At 59.4% G+C, this 17,455-nt stretch carries 17 protein-coding genes; 3 read left to right on the top strand and 14 right to left on the bottom strand.

Annotated elements, in window-relative coordinates:
* Positions 1–331 precede the first annotated feature (331 nt).
* Genes folE through DWW03_RS04530 form a run of 7 tightly spaced genes read right to left on the bottom strand, consistent with a single transcriptional unit; the run spans position 332 to position 5,401 of the window.
* The gene (folE, locus tag DWW03_RS04500) at positions 332–940 is read right to left on the bottom strand and encodes a GTP cyclohydrolase I FolE (RefSeq protein WP_019151937.1); all 609 of its coding nucleotides are present in this window, start codon (positions 938–940) and stop codon (positions 332–334) included.
* A gap of 19 nt (positions 941–959) precedes the next feature.
* Positions 960–1,937 carry a Gfo/Idh/MocA family protein gene (locus tag DWW03_RS04505; RefSeq protein WP_022062180.1) on the bottom strand — a complete coding sequence of 326 codons (978 nt, stop codon included), beginning with the start codon at positions 1,935–1,937 and terminating at the stop codon, positions 960–962.
* 4 nt (positions 1,938–1,941) lie between these two features.
* Positions 1,942–2,523 (bottom strand): RdgB/HAM1 family non-canonical purine NTP pyrophosphatase, encoded by a 582-nt coding sequence (rdgB, locus tag DWW03_RS04510; RefSeq protein ID WP_022062181.1) that lies wholly within the window; start codon positions 2,521–2,523, stop codon positions 1,942–1,944.
* A gap of 25 nt (positions 2,524–2,548) precedes the next feature.
* Positions 2,549–3,202: an ATP-binding cassette domain-containing protein gene (locus tag DWW03_RS04515; protein ID WP_118406384.1), complete on the bottom strand. Its 654-nt coding sequence runs from the start codon at positions 3,200–3,202 to the stop codon at positions 2,549–2,551.
* Positions 3,189–3,770: a hypothetical protein gene (locus DWW03_RS04520; RefSeq protein ID WP_022062183.1), complete on the bottom strand. Its 582-nt coding sequence runs from the start codon at positions 3,768–3,770 to the stop codon at positions 3,189–3,191. Before DWW03_RS04520 ends, DWW03_RS04515 begins: the two co-directional genes overlap by 14 nt.
* A gap of 1 nt (position 3,771) precedes the next feature.
* A complete protein-coding gene (locus DWW03_RS04525; protein ID WP_015546914.1) occupies positions 3,772–4,611 on the bottom strand; it encodes an HAD family hydrolase in 840 nt (279 codons plus the stop codon).
* Positions 4,612–4,642: 31 nt separating this feature from the next.
* A complete protein-coding gene (locus tag DWW03_RS04530) occupies positions 4,643–5,401 on the bottom strand; it encodes a hypothetical protein (RefSeq protein ID WP_147344287.1) in 759 nt (252 codons plus the stop codon).
* Positions 5,402–5,579: 178 nt separating this feature from the next.
* On the opposite strand from DWW03_RS04530, the gene DWW03_RS04535 reads away from it, so the two are divergent.
* Positions 5,580–6,110, top strand: a complete 531-nt coding sequence (locus DWW03_RS04535; protein ID WP_118406385.1) for a nitroreductase family protein — start codon at positions 5,580–5,582, stop codon at positions 6,108–6,110.
* 36 nt (positions 6,111–6,146) lie between these two features.
* Here DWW03_RS04535 and DWW03_RS04540 read toward each other — a convergent pair whose 3' ends face one another.
* From DWW03_RS04540 to lipA, 4 genes are all read right to left on the bottom strand, one after another.
* The gene (locus tag DWW03_RS04540) at positions 6,147–9,302 is read right to left on the bottom strand and encodes an ATP-binding protein (protein ID WP_118406386.1); all 3,156 of its coding nucleotides are present in this window, start codon (positions 9,300–9,302) and stop codon (positions 6,147–6,149) included.
* Positions 9,303–9,417: 115 nt separating this feature from the next.
* Positions 9,418–11,184, bottom strand: coding sequence for a single-stranded-DNA-specific exonuclease RecJ (gene recJ, locus DWW03_RS04545; RefSeq protein ID WP_229096071.1), 1,767 nt, complete (start codon positions 11,182–11,184; stop codon positions 9,418–9,420).
* A 181-nt stretch (positions 11,185–11,365) separates the two neighbouring features.
* On the bottom strand, positions 11,366–12,073 hold the full coding sequence (gene lipB / locus DWW03_RS04550; protein WP_015546918.1) for a lipoyl(octanoyl) transferase LipB: 708 nt from the start codon (positions 12,071–12,073) through the stop codon (positions 11,366–11,368).
* Between the two features lie 2 nt (positions 12,074–12,075).
* Positions 12,076–12,957: a lipoyl synthase gene (lipA, locus tag DWW03_RS04555; protein ID WP_015546919.1), complete on the bottom strand. Its 882-nt coding sequence runs from the start codon at positions 12,955–12,957 to the stop codon at positions 12,076–12,078.
* Between the two features lie 348 nt (positions 12,958–13,305).
* On the opposite strand from lipA, the gene DWW03_RS04560 reads away from it, so the two are divergent.
* The gene (locus tag DWW03_RS04560; RefSeq protein ID WP_022061610.1) at positions 13,306–13,752 is read left to right on the top strand and encodes a hypothetical protein; all 447 of its coding nucleotides are present in this window, start codon (positions 13,306–13,308) and stop codon (positions 13,750–13,752) included.
* Between the two features lie 317 nt (positions 13,753–14,069).
* Here the strand turns inward: DWW03_RS04560 and DWW03_RS04565 are convergent, their stop codons facing one another.
* Both DWW03_RS04565 and DWW03_RS04570 read right to left on the bottom strand, forming a co-directional pair.
* Positions 14,070–14,990 (bottom strand): AraC family transcriptional regulator, encoded by a 921-nt coding sequence (locus tag DWW03_RS04565; RefSeq protein WP_022061609.1) that lies wholly within the window; start codon positions 14,988–14,990, stop codon positions 14,070–14,072.
* 157 nt (positions 14,991–15,147) lie between these two features.
* On the bottom strand, positions 15,148–16,179 hold the full coding sequence (locus DWW03_RS04570; RefSeq protein WP_015546923.1) for a hypothetical protein: 1,032 nt from the start codon (positions 16,177–16,179) through the stop codon (positions 15,148–15,150).
* Positions 16,180–16,246: 67 nt separating this feature from the next.
* Here DWW03_RS04570 and DWW03_RS04575 point away from each other — a divergent pair, with 67 nt between their 5' ends.
* A complete protein-coding gene (locus tag DWW03_RS04575; protein WP_015546924.1) occupies positions 16,247–16,846 on the top strand; it encodes a ribonuclease HII in 600 nt (199 codons plus the stop codon).
* A gap of 138 nt (positions 16,847–16,984) precedes the next feature.
* Here the strand turns inward: DWW03_RS04575 and DWW03_RS04580 are convergent, their stop codons facing one another.
* A complete protein-coding gene (locus DWW03_RS04580; protein WP_022061608.1) occupies positions 16,985–17,455 on the bottom strand; it encodes an ExbD/TolR family protein in 471 nt (156 codons plus the stop codon).

The following is a 17,455-nucleotide window of genomic DNA, read 5'->3' on the forward strand; positions in this document are numbered from 1 at the left end:
ATATAGACTTGCAATGCCCGTATCGAAGCAGGAAAGAGCTGTCAGAAAAAATTTCGGCCCGAAACGAGATGCATTTCCGAGGTCCGGAAACGTTTGACGAATTTCGAATCGAAATAAATCGAAAGCCAATGTCGCTCTGCCGAAAATTCACCGCATCAAAAAAAGCAACAGCTTAATTGTCTAAGCTGTTGCTTTTTTAATCCGGTCGTTCCGGTAACGGTACGCCTCTCAGAATCCGAATGCCTTGCCGTCGCTGACACAAACCAAGTCCCGGCCCGCACCGAAGACCCCGGCATAAGGAACCGGCATCTGTGCCGGAACGGGTTTAAGTCTAACGGTAGCGGTGGGAAATGAGGGTCATGAACTCCTCGCGGGTCCGCTGGCTCGACAGGAAGACGCCCGTGAAAGCCGACGTGGTGGTGGCCGACTGCTGCTTCTCGATGCCGCGCATCTGCATGCACATGTGGCTGGCCTCGATCACCACGGCCACGCCCATCGGGTTGAGGGCCTCCTGAATGCAGTCGCGGATCTGCACCGTCAGCCGCTCCTGCACCTGCAAGCGGCGGGCGAAGCACTCCACCACGCGGGCCACTTTCGAAAGACCCGTGATGTAACCGTTGGGAATATAGGCCACATGGGCCTTGCCGTAGAAGGGCAGCATGTGGTGTTCGCAGAGCGAGTAGAGCTCGATGTCCTTGACGAGCACCATTTGCCGGTACTCCTCGCGGAACATCGCCGAGCGGATGATGTCGAGCGGATTTTCGTCGTAACCTTTCGTCAGGAACGCCATAGCCTTGGCCACCCGTTCGGGGGTTTTCAGCAGCCCTTCGCGCGCGGGGTCCTCGCCCAGCAGGCGCAGGATCTCCGCATAGTGGAGTTTCAGCGCCTCGACGGTCGCAGGGTCGAAACGCTCCTCCTTGTCGTAGTTTTTCGTCTCCATAGGGCGCAAAGATAGCGATTTATTCTTTCATTATCTCATCCATCACCCGCGAAGTTCGCGCCGCGGAGACTCCCGTGGAGGGGCACACGCCCTCGCCGCGCAGCTCCCGGACGATCGTTTCGATCAGCGGGCCCTGAATATGCTCCGGAGGGGCGATTTCGAAGCGTTCGACACCCCGCGCCGTCACCAGTTCGACCGGCGTGAAATCGAACGTGCTGAACCGCACCGAGCCTTTGCGGCCCGTGACGACCACCGAATCCTCCGCAGCGGAGGGCGGAGCGACGAAGCACCACATCCCCGTACCGGGCACGCCCGAACGGAAGCGGAACGACGCCGCGACGGTGTCCGCCACGTCGTAGAATCCCCCGCGGTTGGTCTTGCACCCCCGGGCATCGGCGATCTCCCCGAGCAGGAAATCGAGGATGTCGAGCGTATGGGGCGCCATGTCGCAGAAATAGCCCTCCCCGCCGACCTCGCGGCGCAGCCGCCACGGAAGACGTGCCGGATCGCGGTCCCCGGGGCTCTCCGGACGGAAATAGCGCACCTCGACGCTCAGCACCTCGCCGATGGCCCCGCTGTCGAGCAGCTCCTTCACTTTCAAGAAGTAGGGCAACGCCCGGCGGTAATAGGCGACAAAGAGCCGCTGCCCGGAGCGTTCCGCCGCGGCGATCATGTCGAGGCACTCCGCATGGTTCATCGCCATCGGCTTCTCGACGTAGACGGGTTTTCCGGCGGCCAGCACCTTCAGGGCGAGTTCCCGGTGGCTGTCGGGCGGGGTTGCGACGTAGACGATGTCCACGCCGGGATCGGCAATCAGCGCATCGGCGTCGGTATAACTCTTCGGCACGCCGTGCCGGCGGGCGAAATCGGCAGCCTTGGCGGCGTCGCGGCGCATAACGGCCGCGAGGGCGGAATGCGGGGTCTTGTACATCGGCGGGCCGCTCTTGCGTTCGCAAACGTCGCCGCAGCCCAGGATGCCCCAATTGACGTTTTCCATACGGCTATTTTTCGATCGAACGGAGGAATTCGGCCAGTTTGCGCACGGCGCGGGCGCGGTGCGAAACGGCGTTCTTTTCGTCGGTGGTCATCTCGGCGAACGTCTTCGCATAGCCGTCGGGGATGAACAGCGGGTCGTAGCCGAACCCCTCGTGCCCGGCCTCGCGGTCGATGATCCGCCCCTCGACGACGCCTTCGAAAAGGTGCTCCTCGCCGCCGAGAATCAGCGAGATGACCGTGCGGAAACGCGCCCGGCGGTTCTCTGCGCCTTCGAGGTTTTTCAACAGCAAGCGATTATTGGCCGCGAAGTCGTGGCCGTCGGTGGCGTAACGGGCCGAGTGCACGCCCGGGGCGCCGCCCAGCGCCTCGACCTCCAGCCCCGTATCGTCGGCGAAGCAGTCGAGCCCGGTGCGGCCGTGGAGGTAGTGCGACTTCTGCGAGGCGTTGCCTTCGAGGGTCTGCTGCTCCTCGGGAATATCCTCCTCAACGCCGCAGTCGCGGGGCGTCAGCAAGGTGAAGGCGTCGCCCAGCACAGCCTGCACTTCGGAGAGCTTGTGGGCGTTATTCGTGGCGAAAACGATTTTCATGGCATGGAATTTTTCGTAAAGGTACTCATTTTTCCGCAATCCCCGAAGCGGCCGCTTCCCGGACCGCCCGAGCGAATTCGTAGTGTTCGTAGCGGCCGCGGACGCCCCCGCCGCCGAGCACGTAGAGATCGTCGCAGATGCCGTCGAGCAGGGCGAGCGAATCGGCTGCGACGAGCAGGGTCCGCCCCTCGCAGCCGAGTTGCAGGATCAGTTGCTGCACGACGAAAACGCTTTCGGCGTCGAGTCCGCAAAAAGGTTCGTCGAGCAGCAGGACCCGTTTACGCTGCATCAGCAGCAGGATCAGCGCCAGCCGTTTCCGCTCGTTGGGCGGCAAGGCGGCTGCTTCGGCGGCGGGCGGTACGGGCAGCCGCCGAAGCAACGGAGCCGGGTCCGATGCGGGATGGTAGCGGCGTACGAGGCCGAGGCAATCCCCCGCTGTCAGTCCCGGCCAGAAGCGCGGCTCCGCCTCCAGATAGGCCATGTCGCGCCGCCGCAGGGGGTGTCCGCCCGAGGTGACGCTTCCCGATTCGGGCACGGCGAGTCCGTATACGGCCCGGAGCAGTTCACTGCGGCCCTCGCCTGCGATGCCGTGGACGGCATTGGCCGTGAGGAGCATCGTCACGCCGTCGAGCGGCGTCCGCTCCCCGTCGCAAATCCGGAGGGCGTCAATCGTAATCATAAAGGTAGCGGCTGAGGTTGCGTTCGGCCCGGAGCAGGTAGCTCACCACGAGGCAAAGGCTGAGGGGCAGCAGGGGCGGGATGAGAAATCCCGCAGCTCCCAGCCGGGCGGCCAGCGGCCAGCGCGGGGATTCGTCCGCCGGGTCGTAGCGGGCGTATTTGGCCGCGACGAAATAGAGCAGCGCCAACGCCGCCAGCGGGGCCCACGCCGCGGCCATCCAGGCCGAACGGGGCTGTGCGAGGAGTGCCAGCACGGCGAAAGGGGCGGTCATCAGAAAGTAGTTGCGCCAGGCCGTGAAGATCTTGCGGGCAAGCAATCGCGCGGCGCCCTTTCCGGGCAGCAGCAGGAGTTGCAGAGGTTCGTTCGCGGCATAGAACGCCCCGCAGGCCGCCGCCGCGAGATAAAGGGCCGGGAATCCGGCATAGGGGATGCAGGCGCAGACGAGCAGCACGACGGCCGCGGCGACGACCGCAGTAGGATGCCGGCGCACCCCGGCGGTCCACTCGGGCGATCCGCCGAACAGGGCCGGGCGCACCAGCCGTCCGGAGTAGACTTTCCCGGCAAGCATGTTATCGGACGACCTCCAGTTTTTCCAGTCTGTCGTCGAGGTCGATCTTGTCGATGATGGTCTTCACGAGGATGTCCATCTCCGAACCCTCCGTGTAGTCGGCCGGGCATACGTGGCTCACGCGGTTGTCGTGGATCAGCGAGGCCATCTCCTTGCTGGCCCCCTTCCGGTCGGGGTTGTAGACCGCGATCGAATGGCCCCCGGAGTTCTTGACCAGCCGCATACAGGGGATGTCGGTGGTCCCGTCGCCCACGTAGATCATGTGTTTGAACGGTACGGGACGCTCGTTTTCGGGGATGTAGCGGTTGACCAGCTTCGAATCGAAAACCGACTCAACGCCCTTGTTGATCTTGAAGATGAACTGCGTCTTGTTGGTGTAGTTGACCGCCACGGCGGGCCAGTAGGCGATGCCGTCCACGTCGTAGAGGAACGAGCAGGCGTAGATCTTGCGGAACTCGTGGGCGATCTCCGTGCCCTCGATGATCTCCTTCAGCCCCGAGGAGTTGATGTAGTGCAGGATGCGGATGCCCCGCCCGGCCCCGTAGGCGTTGATGCGCGAAAACCACTCTTTGACCCCCGCGAAGAGCGTCACGCGGCGGCCCGAATCCTGAAACGCCTCGCGGCGCAGCGACAGGCCCTTCGACTTGGCCTCCTGGATCATCCGGGCCATGTACGTGAGGACCATGTCGGCGTCCTGCTCCTCGGCCAGCGTGTTGGCCTCGGTCCAGAACTCCTTGTTGCTCTTGCCGACGGCCGGAATGAAATCGTACTCCTGCATGTTGCCCGGGGCCAGCGTGCCGTCGAAATCGTAGATGAGTGCTATGGTGAATCTGAATTCCATCGTTTTCAAGATATAGAATCTAAAATTCGTGTCAAAATATATCTGTGAAGTCGGGGTTGGTGTAGATGTCGTACTGCATCCCAAATTCATGTATGCTTCCCGTCTGAGTTGCGATTTTCACCCTATATGAAAAAAAGGGGGTGTCTTCAAATGCCGAGTAATCAAAGAAGTAGAGTTTGTGAGTCCAGAACTGATAGCGGAGAACACTGCCGTTGTCTGCATAATGATAGAGAATTTTGTCAAAGTTCTTTACGATCCCGTTCTGCCGCGCCATTTCGCGCAGCCGCTCTTGCACCTCTTTATTGTTACAATAAGCCGCGTAATCCGAGGTATTATCCAGCGGAACCCCGTTCAACAGCATTTTACCCTTGAAAAATTTAGCAGGAACCGGGTCAGAATCGTTGTAATCGTACTCCTCCACTTTGGGCAGGCAGTCCCAATGCAGACTCACCTCCATCACCTTTTTTTCGGGAGAGACAAGGGCAACGAAGCCAATTTCGTCCCATAAATAGTGGTCGTATCCTTTGTTGTACTCTTCTCCGTATACGATTCGCTCGCAGGGGCCGAATACCCCGATCAAGGAATCGATAAGTATGTCTATCGAAAATACCTTGCCGTTGTATGTTGCGCGCTCCTCGGTAAAAACGAACAGATGCTCCGTATTTACTCCCATAGCTTCGAGCTGCTCCTTCGTATAGCCGGAATCCATGTAGGATCTTTCGGTTGCATGAGAGCATCCGAAAAGGACAATGCAGAATAAACACCCAAAAAATCCAGTTCCTATTTTCATTGTTTCCTGAAGAAGATATACCAGTGTCGATTTCGGACTGAATCCGAATTAAAACTGTTCTGGTCCGATAAACGGAGCCCAACCGGTTCGGTTCGTCATTCAACTCAATTCACTAATTTTAACAAAGATACTGTTTTTTTACTATTTTTGCAATAAACGTACGAAAACGCAAAAGATTATGGAATTCAAGGAATTGATTGCGAAACGCCGTTCGGTCCGTAAATTCACCGACCGCGAAGTTCCCCGCGAGGTCGTGGACCGCATCCTCGCCGAAGCCCTTTCGGCCCCTTCGGCACGCAATACGCGCACGACGCGTTTTCTGGTGGTCGACGATCCCGTGCTGGTGGCCCGCATGGCCGAAATGCGCGATTACGGGTCGGCGTTTCTGAAGGGCGCGCCGCTGGCGGTCCTGGTGCTGGGCGACACCTCGGCGAGCGATCTGTGGCGTGAGAACGCCGCGATTTCGGCCACGGTGCTCCAGCTGGCCTGCGTCGACGAAGGGCTGGCTTCGTGCTGGGTGCACGTCAACGGACGGCCCCGCCGCAAGGACGCCCCCGACGGAGAGAGGGCCGCCGATTACCTGCGGACGTTCCTGCCCGTTCCCGACGGCTGCGAACCCCTCTGCGCCATCGCCCTGGGCTATTCTGACTTCTCCCCCGCCCCGCTGCCGCCTGCGGACGACGAGGCGCGGATTCTCCGGCTCGGATAACGTTAAAGGACGCCTCGAAGGGCGTCCTTTAACGTTTCATATCAGCGTGATGCGTTCCCGCAGGATGTCGAGAATCTGTTTTTTGAGCTGCGGGGCGTTGATCGGCTTGGGCATGTAGCCCGTGAATCCGTTCTGCATGATCTTCTGCTCGTCGGAGGCGTAGGCGTAGGCCGTGACGGCGACGATCGGGATTTCCGCCGCGAATTTGCGGATTTCCGCCGCGGCCTCGTAACCGTTCATCACGGGCATGTTGATGTCCATGAGAATCAGGTGCGGATGTTCCGTGCGGCACAGTTCTACGGCCTGCTCCCCGTCCCGGGCGTGTATCAGCCGGTAGTCGCGGCGCAGGATCGTTTCGAAGAGACGGTAGTTGCTGTCGTTGTCCTCGGCAATGAGGATCGTCAGTTTGTCCTTTTCGACCGAAACCGTCGGGATCTCCCCGCACGGGGTTTCGCAGGGCTTGCCGGTGACGTAGGGAAGCGTGAACCAGAAGGTCGTGCCGCGCCCTTCTTCCGACTTCACGCCGATCTCTCCGCCGAGATGTTCGACAATGCTTTTGCAGATCGGAAGCCCGAGTCCCGTGCCCTGTTTGAAGGAGTTGAGTTTGACGAACCGGTCGAAAATCCGCCGCTGCCCTTCGGGCGGAATGCCGCAGCCCGTGTCGGAGACGTAGAAACGGAGCCGGCTGCCCTCCGCCCGGTAGCCGAAGCGGATCGACCCTTTGGCGGTGAATTTCGCGGCGTTGGTCAGCAGGTTGATCAGCAGTTGCGAAAGCCGGTTGCGGTCGGAGTGGAACAGACATGCGTCAAGCCCCGGTTCGAAGATCAGTTCGACGCCTTCGGCTGTTTTCATGCGGATGATGTTCTCCTTTTCGTGCATCAGTTCGTTCAGCTCGAAGTCCGAGAAGTTGAATTCCAGCGTTCCGGCCTCGATCTTCGAGAGGTCGAGGATGTCGCCGATCAGTTGCAGGAGCAGGGCGTTGTTGTTCTCGATGATCGAAATGTATTCCCGCTTTTCCTGCTCCTCGTCGGTCTCGGCAAGGATGCTCGAGAACCCTACGATGGCGTTGAGCGGCGTGCGGATTTCGTGGCTCATGTTGGCCAGGAAGGCCGATTTGAGGCGGTTCGACTCCTCGGCGCGGTCGCGTGCCGAACGGAGGTCCTGCTCCAGCCGCTTGCGCGGCGTGATGACGAGCGACGATCCGATGAGGTTCAGCGGGCGCCCGTCGTCGTCGCGCTGGTCCACGGTGGCCTGTGCCTCCACCCAGTCCAGATGCCAGCGTCCTCCGGCGTCGGAGGCTACGCGGTACTCCTCGCGCACCTTGTCCTTCCGTCCGGCGATCAGGTCGTCGTAGGCGCGGCGCACCCGCTCACGGTCTTCCTTGTGGATCTTGGCGAAATAGCTTTCCGAGGGGACTTCCAGCTGCTGGTCGGCGTTCGTCCCGGCGAGCATTTGGCCGTGCACCGATTTGTTCACGTCGCACAGGATCGACCCTTTGCGCAGGTCCCATTTCCAGGGCACGATGTCCGCCACGTCGAGCGCCATCGCCAGCTTGTGGTTGATCGAATCGAGTTTCTGCTGCGTCTTGTAGAGCGCCGTGCCGTCGAGGCAGAAGATGTCGATGTGTTCTTCGAGGTACGAGCGGCTGATCACCACTTCGTAGAAGATGTCGCGCGGTTCGTAATAATAGGGGTAGGTGATGGTCCGGTTCTCGGTCTGTGCGATTTTTATCAGCCGCATGAATTCGGTCATCGGGAAGGGGAACAGTTCGCTGACCCGTCGTCCGATCGCCTGCTCGCGGGGGATGAATATGCGTTCGTAACGGGAGTTCACGTCGCAGTAGAGGGCGTCTGCGGGGTTGCCGTTTTCGTCGTAAATCACCTTCATCTGGATGTAGACGATCGGCATGGCGTTGAACAGGTTCGAATATTTCGCCAGACTTTCCGATTCCCGCTGCCGGGCCGATTCCACGCGGTACATCATGCGAATGCGCCACTGTTGGATGCCGATGAAGGCCAGCAGCAGTAGCAGCACGATGCCTCCGATCGCCCATTTGTACTGTTCGAGCGTCGATACCGGTTTGTTGTAGAAGAGCGTGTTGGCCGGGCAGGTGTGCGGCGAGAGGTCCTTGCGTTCGAGGGCTGCGTAGTTGAAGACCGGGCGGGCGTCCTGCGGGGCGTAGAACGGAATGTCGCGTGGCTGGTGTCCGGCCAGAACGGCGTCGATGGTCGAAATGACGTGTGCGTTCACCTCGGCGTCGTCGTATACATAGCCTCCGACCAGTCCGCCGTCGCGGATGTCTGCGGGCATCAGCGCGAACATCGGGGCCTGCACGCTGGCGATGACGCGGTAGGAGTCGGTGACGGAGACGATGTTGTCGCCGATTTTTTTTGTGTAATGCCACGACGAGAAGAGTATGCCCGTGCGGTGGATGTCGATGCGGTTGAGCGAGTCCAGCAGCGCTTCGGTCGACATTTCGTGTGCCGAGTAGAACCGGTAGTCGATCTGCGGGAATTCGCGGTCCAGCAGTTCGCGCAGGTCGCTGTCGGCCTGCTGGTTGATATAGCGGCCGTCGCCGACGAAGATCAGCGAATCCATCCCCGGGATCATCCGGCGCATCAGCTCGACGTTCTCGCGCAGGTAGAGCGGCGTGCGGATGAGCGTGATGTTGTCGGACACGGCTTTGTCGCACAGCGGCAGCCGCTCCTCGGGGCGCAGCGGGCGGCGGTCGAGGTAGGCGTTTTCAGGACCTATGTAGTCCATTTCCGAGCAGAGGATCAACGGCACGCCGGGCCAGGTCTGTTTCACGAAGTCGCGCAGCACGGCGATCGGAGCGCCCAGCAGCACCAGCATCCGGGGCGGATTCTTGCCGTATTCCCGCAGCAGGTTGTTTTTGAAGGATTCGATCTCGCCGGTTTTGTGTTTTTTGAACGTCATCAACAGCGAGTTCATGTTTTCGGTGTAGACTTCGAAGTTGTCCACCTGGTCGATATGCGCGACGATGCTGTTGATAATGTGGCTGCTCCAGGGCGCCGATTCGGTGTAGGTGTTCAGCACCAGCATGTAGTCGCGCTTGTCGCCCGGGGGGCTGCTCGCGGCTTCGGAGAAGGGATGTGCCAGCAGGCAGCTGAAAATCAGAACTCCCGCCAGGGCCTGGAGGGAAATGCTGAACGGTTTCTTCAGAAGATTCATTTGTTTGCAGTGAAGGAGCCGGATGACCGGCTGTGACGCTAAATGCAATGACGCATGTAAATTGAAAAAGAGAGGCCCGGAGTTGTGTTCCTGACCTCTCTTTCGAAGACGGAGACTACCTGTTCAGAACGGGTTTGATGTCCTTGATCCGGAGCTGGGTGGTCACAGTTCCCCGGTAGTGGTTTTCGACGATCTGGTAGCAGACGTCGATCGGGCGTCCCGAGCGCACCCATTCGTAATGCGTGGGCTGCTGGAAGGCGATGGCCTGGATCTTGGTGTTGGGCTTCTGCCGCTGCATCAGGTCCATGCGCAGGTGCTCGCACTCCATGCCGACGAGTTTGGCGTCGCCGTGGTTGCTCACGCCGCAGGTGGCGAAGACTGGCGCCGTGTTGCCCGGCCCGAAGGGCTGGAAGCGGTTGAGGTCCTTGCGGAAAGCCGGCGTGATGTCCGAGAAGAGCAGTTCGCTGTCGATGTCCACCTGCGGGACGAGCATCTGCGGGTCGATGTTCTCCTCCACGTATGCGTTGAACCGCCGCGTGAACTCGCCGACGTTTTCCGGACGCATCGTCAGCCCTGCGGCGTACATGTGTCCGCCGAAGTTTTCCAACAGGTCCGAGCACGACTCGACGGCCTGGTAAAGGTCGAATCCGGGAACCGAACGCGCCGATCCGGTCACGAATCCGTTGCTCATCGTCAGCACCACCGTCGGGCGGTAGTAGGTCTCGATGAGACGCGACGCGACGATGCCCACGATGCCCTTCATCCAGCGGGGATTGTAGATCACGGTGCTCTTGAGGGCCTTCATTTCGGGATTGCCCTCGATATAGTCGTGCGCTTCCTGCGTGACGGAGCGGTCGATCGACTTGCGGTCCTGGTTGTAGGCGTCGATCACGCTGCCGAACTCCTCGGCGATCGACTCGTTGCCCTCGATCAGCAGCTCCACGGCGGCGTGCCCGCCCGAAGGCGAGGCGTTTTCGTCGTTCTCGTCCATTCGCATGCGGCCGGCGGCGTTGATGCGCGGCCCGATCTTGAAGACGATGTCGTCGATGGTGATATTGTGTTTGTCCAGCCCGCAGATCTTGATGATCGACAGCAGACCTTTCGACGGCTCGCGGTTGAGGTTCTTCAGGCCGAAATAGGCCAGAATCCGGTTCTCGCCGACCAGCGGCACGATGTCCGAGGCGATCGACACGACCAGCAGGTCCAGCAGGGGCAGGATCTGCTCGAAAGGCATGCGGTTTTTCTGCGCATAGGCCTGCACGAGTTTGAATCCCACGCCGCAGCCCGACAGTTCGTCGAACGGGTAGGAGCAGTCGACCCGCTTGGGGTCCAGAACGGCTACGGCCTTGGGAATCTCCTCGGCCGGGAGGTGGTGGTCGCAGATGATGAAATCCACGCCTTTCGTCTTCGCATAGACAACCTTTTCCGTGGCTTTGATGCCGCAGTCCAGGGCGATGATAAGCCCCACGCCCTTGCGGGCGGCGAGGTCGATACCTTTGATCGAAATACCGTATCCTTCGGTATAACGGTCGGGGATGTAGAACATCAGGTTTTTGTGCCCGATCTGGCGCAGGAACTTGTAAACCAGCGCGACGGCCGTACAGCCGTCCACGTCGTAGTCGCCGTAAACCATGATCTTCTCCTGGTTCGCAACGGCCTGTTCGACCCGCTCGACCGCCTTCTCCATGTCCTTCATCAGGAACGGATCGTGCAGGTCGGCGAGGCTCGGTTTAAAGAACTTCTCCGCCTTTTCTACAGTGTCTATGCCTCTCTGTACGAGCAGATTGGCCAGTACTGGCGAGATCCGCAGAGCGGCAGCCAGCATGGCTGCCGTCGCGGGGTCGCCCTGTGGCTTCACTACCCAGCGTTTTTCTATAGGCATACGAATTGTTATTTATATATTTTAACATTTAATTTCCAATTATCGTTATTGCGTCTTTATATCGTTTCGGCGCTGTCCGCCGCTGTCGCCGCCGCCTGTGGCGTCGTTTAAAAATCTCCGCTCCGGCCCTCCTTCAGGGTGGGAGATGAGTGAGATGCCGGGCCCTTTTGCCGGCCGTCTTTCACGAACCGCTCGTTATTTCACACTGCAAGGCTGTGGCCAATTCCCTGATGACCAGCTGTTTTACCTCCTGTATCGACGGCTGCGACCCCGTTTCGGCGGCGATCGACGTGACGCCCCGGTCGGTGAATCCGCAGGGGTTGATGCGCGAGAACCACTCAAGGTCGGTCGTCACGTTCAGTGCGAACCCGTGCATGGTGACATAACGCGACGAACGGACTCCTATTGCGCAGATCTTGCGCGGCCGCGCCTTTCCGGGGTCGATCCAGACCCCCGAGGCTCCGGCGATGCGTCCCGCCGCGATGCCGTATTCCGCGACCGTGCGGATCACGGCCTCCTCCAGCGCTTCGATATACTCCCGCAGGCCGATGCCGATACGCTCCAGGTCGAGGATCGGATAGCATACCAGCTGCCCGGGGCCGTGGAAGGTGATGTCGCCGCCGCGGTCGATGTGAAAGAACTGTGCGCCCATCGCTTCGAGCGCTTCCTGATTGACGAGCAGGTTTTCGGCATGCCCGCTCTTGCCCAGCGTGTAAACCGGCGGATGCTCCACCAGCAGGACCGTGCCCGCATCGTCCGCGCCGTCTGCGCCCGGGACCGGAATGGGACCGGTGCGCTTTCGGGCTACCCCGGCGTCGAACAGCTCCTGCTGCAAATCCCAGCAGGTTTTGTAGTCCATGCGTCCGAGGTCCCGGCAGTAGGCTTTCATCGCTACAAACTTTTTACGCTTCGCAGGGCTTCTTCGGCCATGTACGACGAGCGGACCAGAGGTGCGCTCGCGCAGTAGCTGAAACCCATTTCCAGCGCCCGGAGTCTGTACCATTCGAATTTTTCGGGAGTGATGTACGCCGCAACGGGGTAGTGCTCCAGAGTGGGCCGAAGGTACTGACCGAGTGTCACAATCCGCACGCCTGCGTCGCGCAGGTCGTGCAAGGTTTGCAAAACTTCATCATCGCTCTCGCCAAGTCCGACCATCAGTCCGCTTTTCGTTACGACGCCCTGCCTGTTCAGACAGCGCAGGGTCTCCAGGCTCGTACGGTACTTGGCTCTGGAGCGCACCACGGGGGTCAGTCGCTCGACGGTTTCGATGTTGTGCCCGATGATGTCGGGCTTCGACGCGACGATCACCTCCAGCAGGTCGGGCCGTGCGTCCAAATCGGGAATAAGAAGCTCAATTACGGCGTCGGGGTTCTGTGTGCGGATGGCCTCCACGGTTGCGGCCCAATGGGCTGCTCCGCCGTCGGGGAGGTCGTCGCGCGTCACGGAAGTTACGACGACATACCGCAGTTTCATCAGTGCGACGCTTTCGGCCACCTGTCGTGGCTCCTCGGCGTCGGGAGCAAGGGGACGGCCCGTTTTGGTTGCGCAGAAACGGCAGCCCCGAGTGCAGATGTCTCCCAGAATCATAAATGTCGCTGTCCTCCGGCTCCAGCATTCGGCCTGGTTGGGACACCTGCCGCTGCTGCAAATCGTGTGCAGATTGTGCTTTTCGACGATCTGCCGCACTTCGCCCCATTCGGGAGTGCGGTGGAGTCGGATTTTCAGCCATCCGGGTTTTTTCAGTACATCTACCTTGTCATAAAACTTCGGCATTTAAGTTCATTATTTTCCAATTGATGCAAAAATAAGAAAAAATAATTGAAAAACCCCGTGAAAAAGCCAATTATTGTTCCGATGCGGGGTCTGGGTGCGCCGGAGGGGATGCGGATTTTTTTGGAGGAAGCCGAAATTTGCCTTATATTTGTCCCCGCAACGGTTATCTCCGGCATGACCCGGGCCGTTTGTCCGGAAATTATGTGATTCTTTTACCTGCATATCATTCGCACATTTGAAAATCGGCAGTCTGTCGAAGACCGCATCGACGGGGATATTACGCCCTGTTGCGTTCTTTGATTCGCTTCGGCAGGCTCCGGCGTTTGTCTAATTTCAAAATGTGCTTTTATGAAAACAATGCAAACCGGCAAGGCGAATTACCGCCTTGCAGCCCGCCTGCGCGGAAACGAACTGTTGTTGGATGCGGATCTTCGCAAAGCCGTGGAGGAGGAACACCTCCGGGCCGTCCGCAGGGCGGAGGGGCTGAAATGCTGCGCCGACCGGCGCGCCTTTGCCGAAAGCGTGGAGTGGGAGCGGCTCGGCGATTTCTTTCTCCGCATCGGGTCGCACCCGTCGGCCGTGCGGGCTTACCGGGACGCGGCGCTCGCCTGCCTCGACGGCGACTATTACGACCACGGGACCGAGATGCTTCCCTGCCGGTTCCTGCGGCTTCGCTTTCTGCGGATGGCCGAAACGGCGACGGCCTGCTGCGCGGGCGACGCACGGCTGCGCGCCATGCTGGCGGATGATCCGCTGTTCCGGGAAGGATACCCTCTGCTGAAAGCCGGAGTTTAGCGTGCGCCCGCCTGAAAGGCGGGTTGTCGGGTGCGGAGCCTTGCCGCTGATGGTCCGGCTCTGCGCCCGCCCGCAAAAAAGAGCGCCCGCCCGCAAACACGCAAAAGAAAAGAGGTCGGACACCTGCCGGTATCGGACCTCTCTGGTTAGGTTAGTTAGGTTAATGAGAGTGAGAGAATCCCACGTTTGTTACACAAAGGTAATTGAAATTTATGAAACTCCAAATGTTTTGTAACATTTTTCTAAAACCTAACGTAATTTTGTTTATAGATTATAATTAAAATTTTTAAAATACCTGCGTGTTTATAAGTTTTTGATTAAAGCGCCTCGCGCATTTCCGCAGCTTCCGCCGTTTCGTTGAGGGCGGGTTCCGGGACCAGCGACGTGAGGTGCTTGTGCCGGTAGGTGGCGGGCGTCATCTGATACTCCTTCTTGAAGAGTTTGATGAAATGCGATGTGTTGGGGAACGTGCATTCGTTGCCGATTTCGGAGATGGATTTCGAGGTCGAGATCAGCAGCAGGCGCGAGTGCATCAGCCGCTGGCGGATGTACCACTTGTGGGGCGGCATCTGGAAGTGGCGGCGGAACTCCTTTTTGAACGAGGTGAGCGAACGGTTGGTGAGTTTCGAAAGCTCCTCGATCGAAATGTCCTTGAAGATGTGGTCGTAGACGGTCTGTTCGAAATTCTCCTTCGCGGCGTCGACGTTGCTCAACAGCTTGCTTTTGATGCAGCAATCCTCGTGCGAGGCGATCAGGTAGATCAACTCGGTCATCTTGATGTTCTCGGCTGTCTCGTCGTGGCGGAAATCCTCGTCGCGCAGGTAGTTGTTGGTGTTGATGAAAAAGTTTCGCAGCGAGTTCCACGCGGGCATGGTGACGTGCGAACGGTTGCGGCAGTTTTCGCACGAATGTTCGTTCGAAATGTTCAGCCCGTAGGTGATGTTCAGATGCATCAGGATGCGTTGCAGGTCGCCGGGCGTGTAATAAAAGAGCACCTGCTCGAACGGCTGGCCGCCTTCGGGGAAGTTCTCAATGTAGTGGTGTCCGATGCCCAGATAGAAAACGTCGCCGCGCGAAAGTGTCTGACGCTTATCGCCGTCGTAGATGTACTTCGTTCCGCGGAGGATGTAGCCGATTGCATAGCGCGAAAGGGCCTGCGACTGGATACCGTTGTGAAGCGACTCGACATACTTCACAATCATCGGTTGTTGAACCGACGAATTCATTGAATTCTTCATAGTAATTGTAATTTAAGTTTTTCTGAACAAAGCATTGCGTCACTGTTGTTCGTTCTCAAATATACAATTAAAACTTTTCAATCTACCATAAGCAATAGCACATTTGGGCACAAAGTGGCAAATAGAACCGTTTGTGCTATGTTTCGAACTAAATAGATTATTGTAAAACTGCGCTAATGACGGCAGAGGCGAGCAATAGCAGGTAGAGGGGAAGGGCGATCGCCCGGTGGATGCGCACGAACATAAAGGGCAGCAGGACGGCCGAAGGCACCGCCGCGAGGGCGACGGTTGCAGGTGTGGCGGCGGGACCGCACAGTGCGGCGGCGGTCAGCAGGAGCGCACTTATATTGAATATGAATATGAGACGCGGTTTGGTGCCGAGGGCGTAGATGTCCGAGAGGAAAAACAGCAGGGCCGTCAGGTCGAGGAGGAAGACGGCTCCCGGCAGGACGAGGTTCTGCACGGGCGTCGAGAGGAACAGCGACAGCGGCGTTCCGGCGATGAATGCGCTTCCCGGTTCCGCGACCTGAGCGAGAAACTCGCCTCCGGCGGCCCAGTTGACGTAGCAGAGCGTGAGAGCGGGCAGCAGCAGGCCCGCAACCGCGACGGCGACTTCGCGTAGCGTGCGCCGGAAAAGCATGACGGCCAGCGGCAGCAGGATCAGGAGCGGCGCTGCGGCCGTGGCGACGAGCGGCAGCAGTCCGATGTAGAGCGAGGCGCGGAAGATGGCGTCGAAGCCGAATCCGTTGCAGTACGAACGGCAGAAATTCTTCGTGGCGAGGGCCAGCAGGGCCGATGCGGCGAAGGTCGTCAGGCAGTCGCCGCCGACGGCGAGGCCGCAGGCGATCGCTCCGTAGAGCGGGATGGCGAGACAGGTTCCGACGGAGTAGAGGTTGTAGCGTACGGTGAGGCGCCCGACGGACATGCCCGTGAAGAGCATCAGCAGTCCGGCGATCCAGCGCGCCCAGACGGGATGTGCGGCCTGGAACTGCGCCAGCAGTTCCCCGGGGGAAGAGACCGCAAGTGCGCCGGCGGCATTCCGGCCTATATCGACGGTTCCTGCGGCATGGCCGGCCTGCACCGCCATGGACACGGCGGGGCCGCCTGCGTTCCACATCGCGACGACGGCGAGTGCGGCGAGGGTCAGGAAGGCCGGAACGAGCGGCTGCCGTGCGATGTCGAATTTCATGTCGGGGGCTTTTTCTCCGGACAAAATTAGCGAAAAAAGCCGGAATAATCCGTAACTTTGTGGTGCGATGTTAGAAAACCAGTATCAATACGACCTTCCGGAGGCCGGGTGTGACGAAGCCGGGCGGGGATGTCTGGCCGGGCCGGTGTTTGCGGCGGCCGTGATGCTGCCGCCCGATTTCCACGACCCGCTGCTCAACGACTCGAAGCAGATGACCGAGCGCAACCGCGAAAAGTTGCGGGCCGTCATCGAGCGCGAGGCCGTCGCATGGGCTGTCGAGGCGGTCTCCGCCGCACGGATCGACGAAATCAACATCCTGAACGCTTCGTTCGAGGGTATGTCGCTGGCTGTGGCGCGCCTCGATCCCGCTCCGGCGTTTCTAGCCATCGACGGCAACCGGTTCCGCACACGTCTCGAAATTCCCTGGCGCTGCATCGTCAAGGGCGATGGCAAATACGCCGACATTGCCGCGGCTTCGGTGCTTGCCAAAACCCATCGTGACGAGTACATGCTCTGCATCGCCGAAGAGTTTCCCCAATACGGCTGGGCGAAGAACAAGGGCTATCCGACGCGCGAGCATCGGTTGGCGATCCGCGAGCACGGCCTCACGCCCCACCACCGGCTGACGTTCAACCACGAGATTGATCAGTTGGAACTCCCTTTCTGACGCCCCTCCCCTCCTCTCTCTGACGTTTCCGGTGCTTGCGGCGTATTTGTCGCGTATTTGCCGCACATTCCCGGCATTCCCGGTCAAACAAAAAGAGCAGGCTGTAAGCCTGCTCTTTTTCAAAAAGAAATCTCCGGATCAGTAACCCAGCGACTTGGAAGCCGCATAGGAGAGTTTCAGGGCGTTGGCGCGACGCAGCTCCTGCTTGACGTCGGTCACGATACCCATTTTCGTAGCTTCGTCGGCCTTGAGGCAGATCGTCATCGAAGCGCGGTCGGCTTCGGAGAGTTTGTCGCGCTCGGCGGCAACGAAGTCCAGGATGTCCCGGGTCGATTTGTAAGAGTCGTTCAACTGGATGCGCGGCGCGGTTCCGAACTTTGCCTGCATCGTCATTGCCGGAGGACCGATGTGGATGAAACTTACGAGCGATTTCTTCTCGAGTTTCTGCACTTCGGTAGCTTCCGGAAGTTTGTATCTCACCAGCAGTTCCTGATCGCGCATGGTCGTCGAGACCATAAAGAAGAAGAGGATCATGAAGATCACGTCAGGAAGCGAAGCGGTCGAGATAGGGGGCAGACCTTTGCTGCCCTTCTTTTTCATTACTGCCAT

Source organism: Alistipes sp. AF14-19 (genome assembly GCF_003461645.1).
In the GTDB taxonomy this organism is placed as follows: Bacteria; Bacteroidota; Bacteroidia; order Bacteroidales; family Rikenellaceae; genus Alistipes; species Alistipes shahii.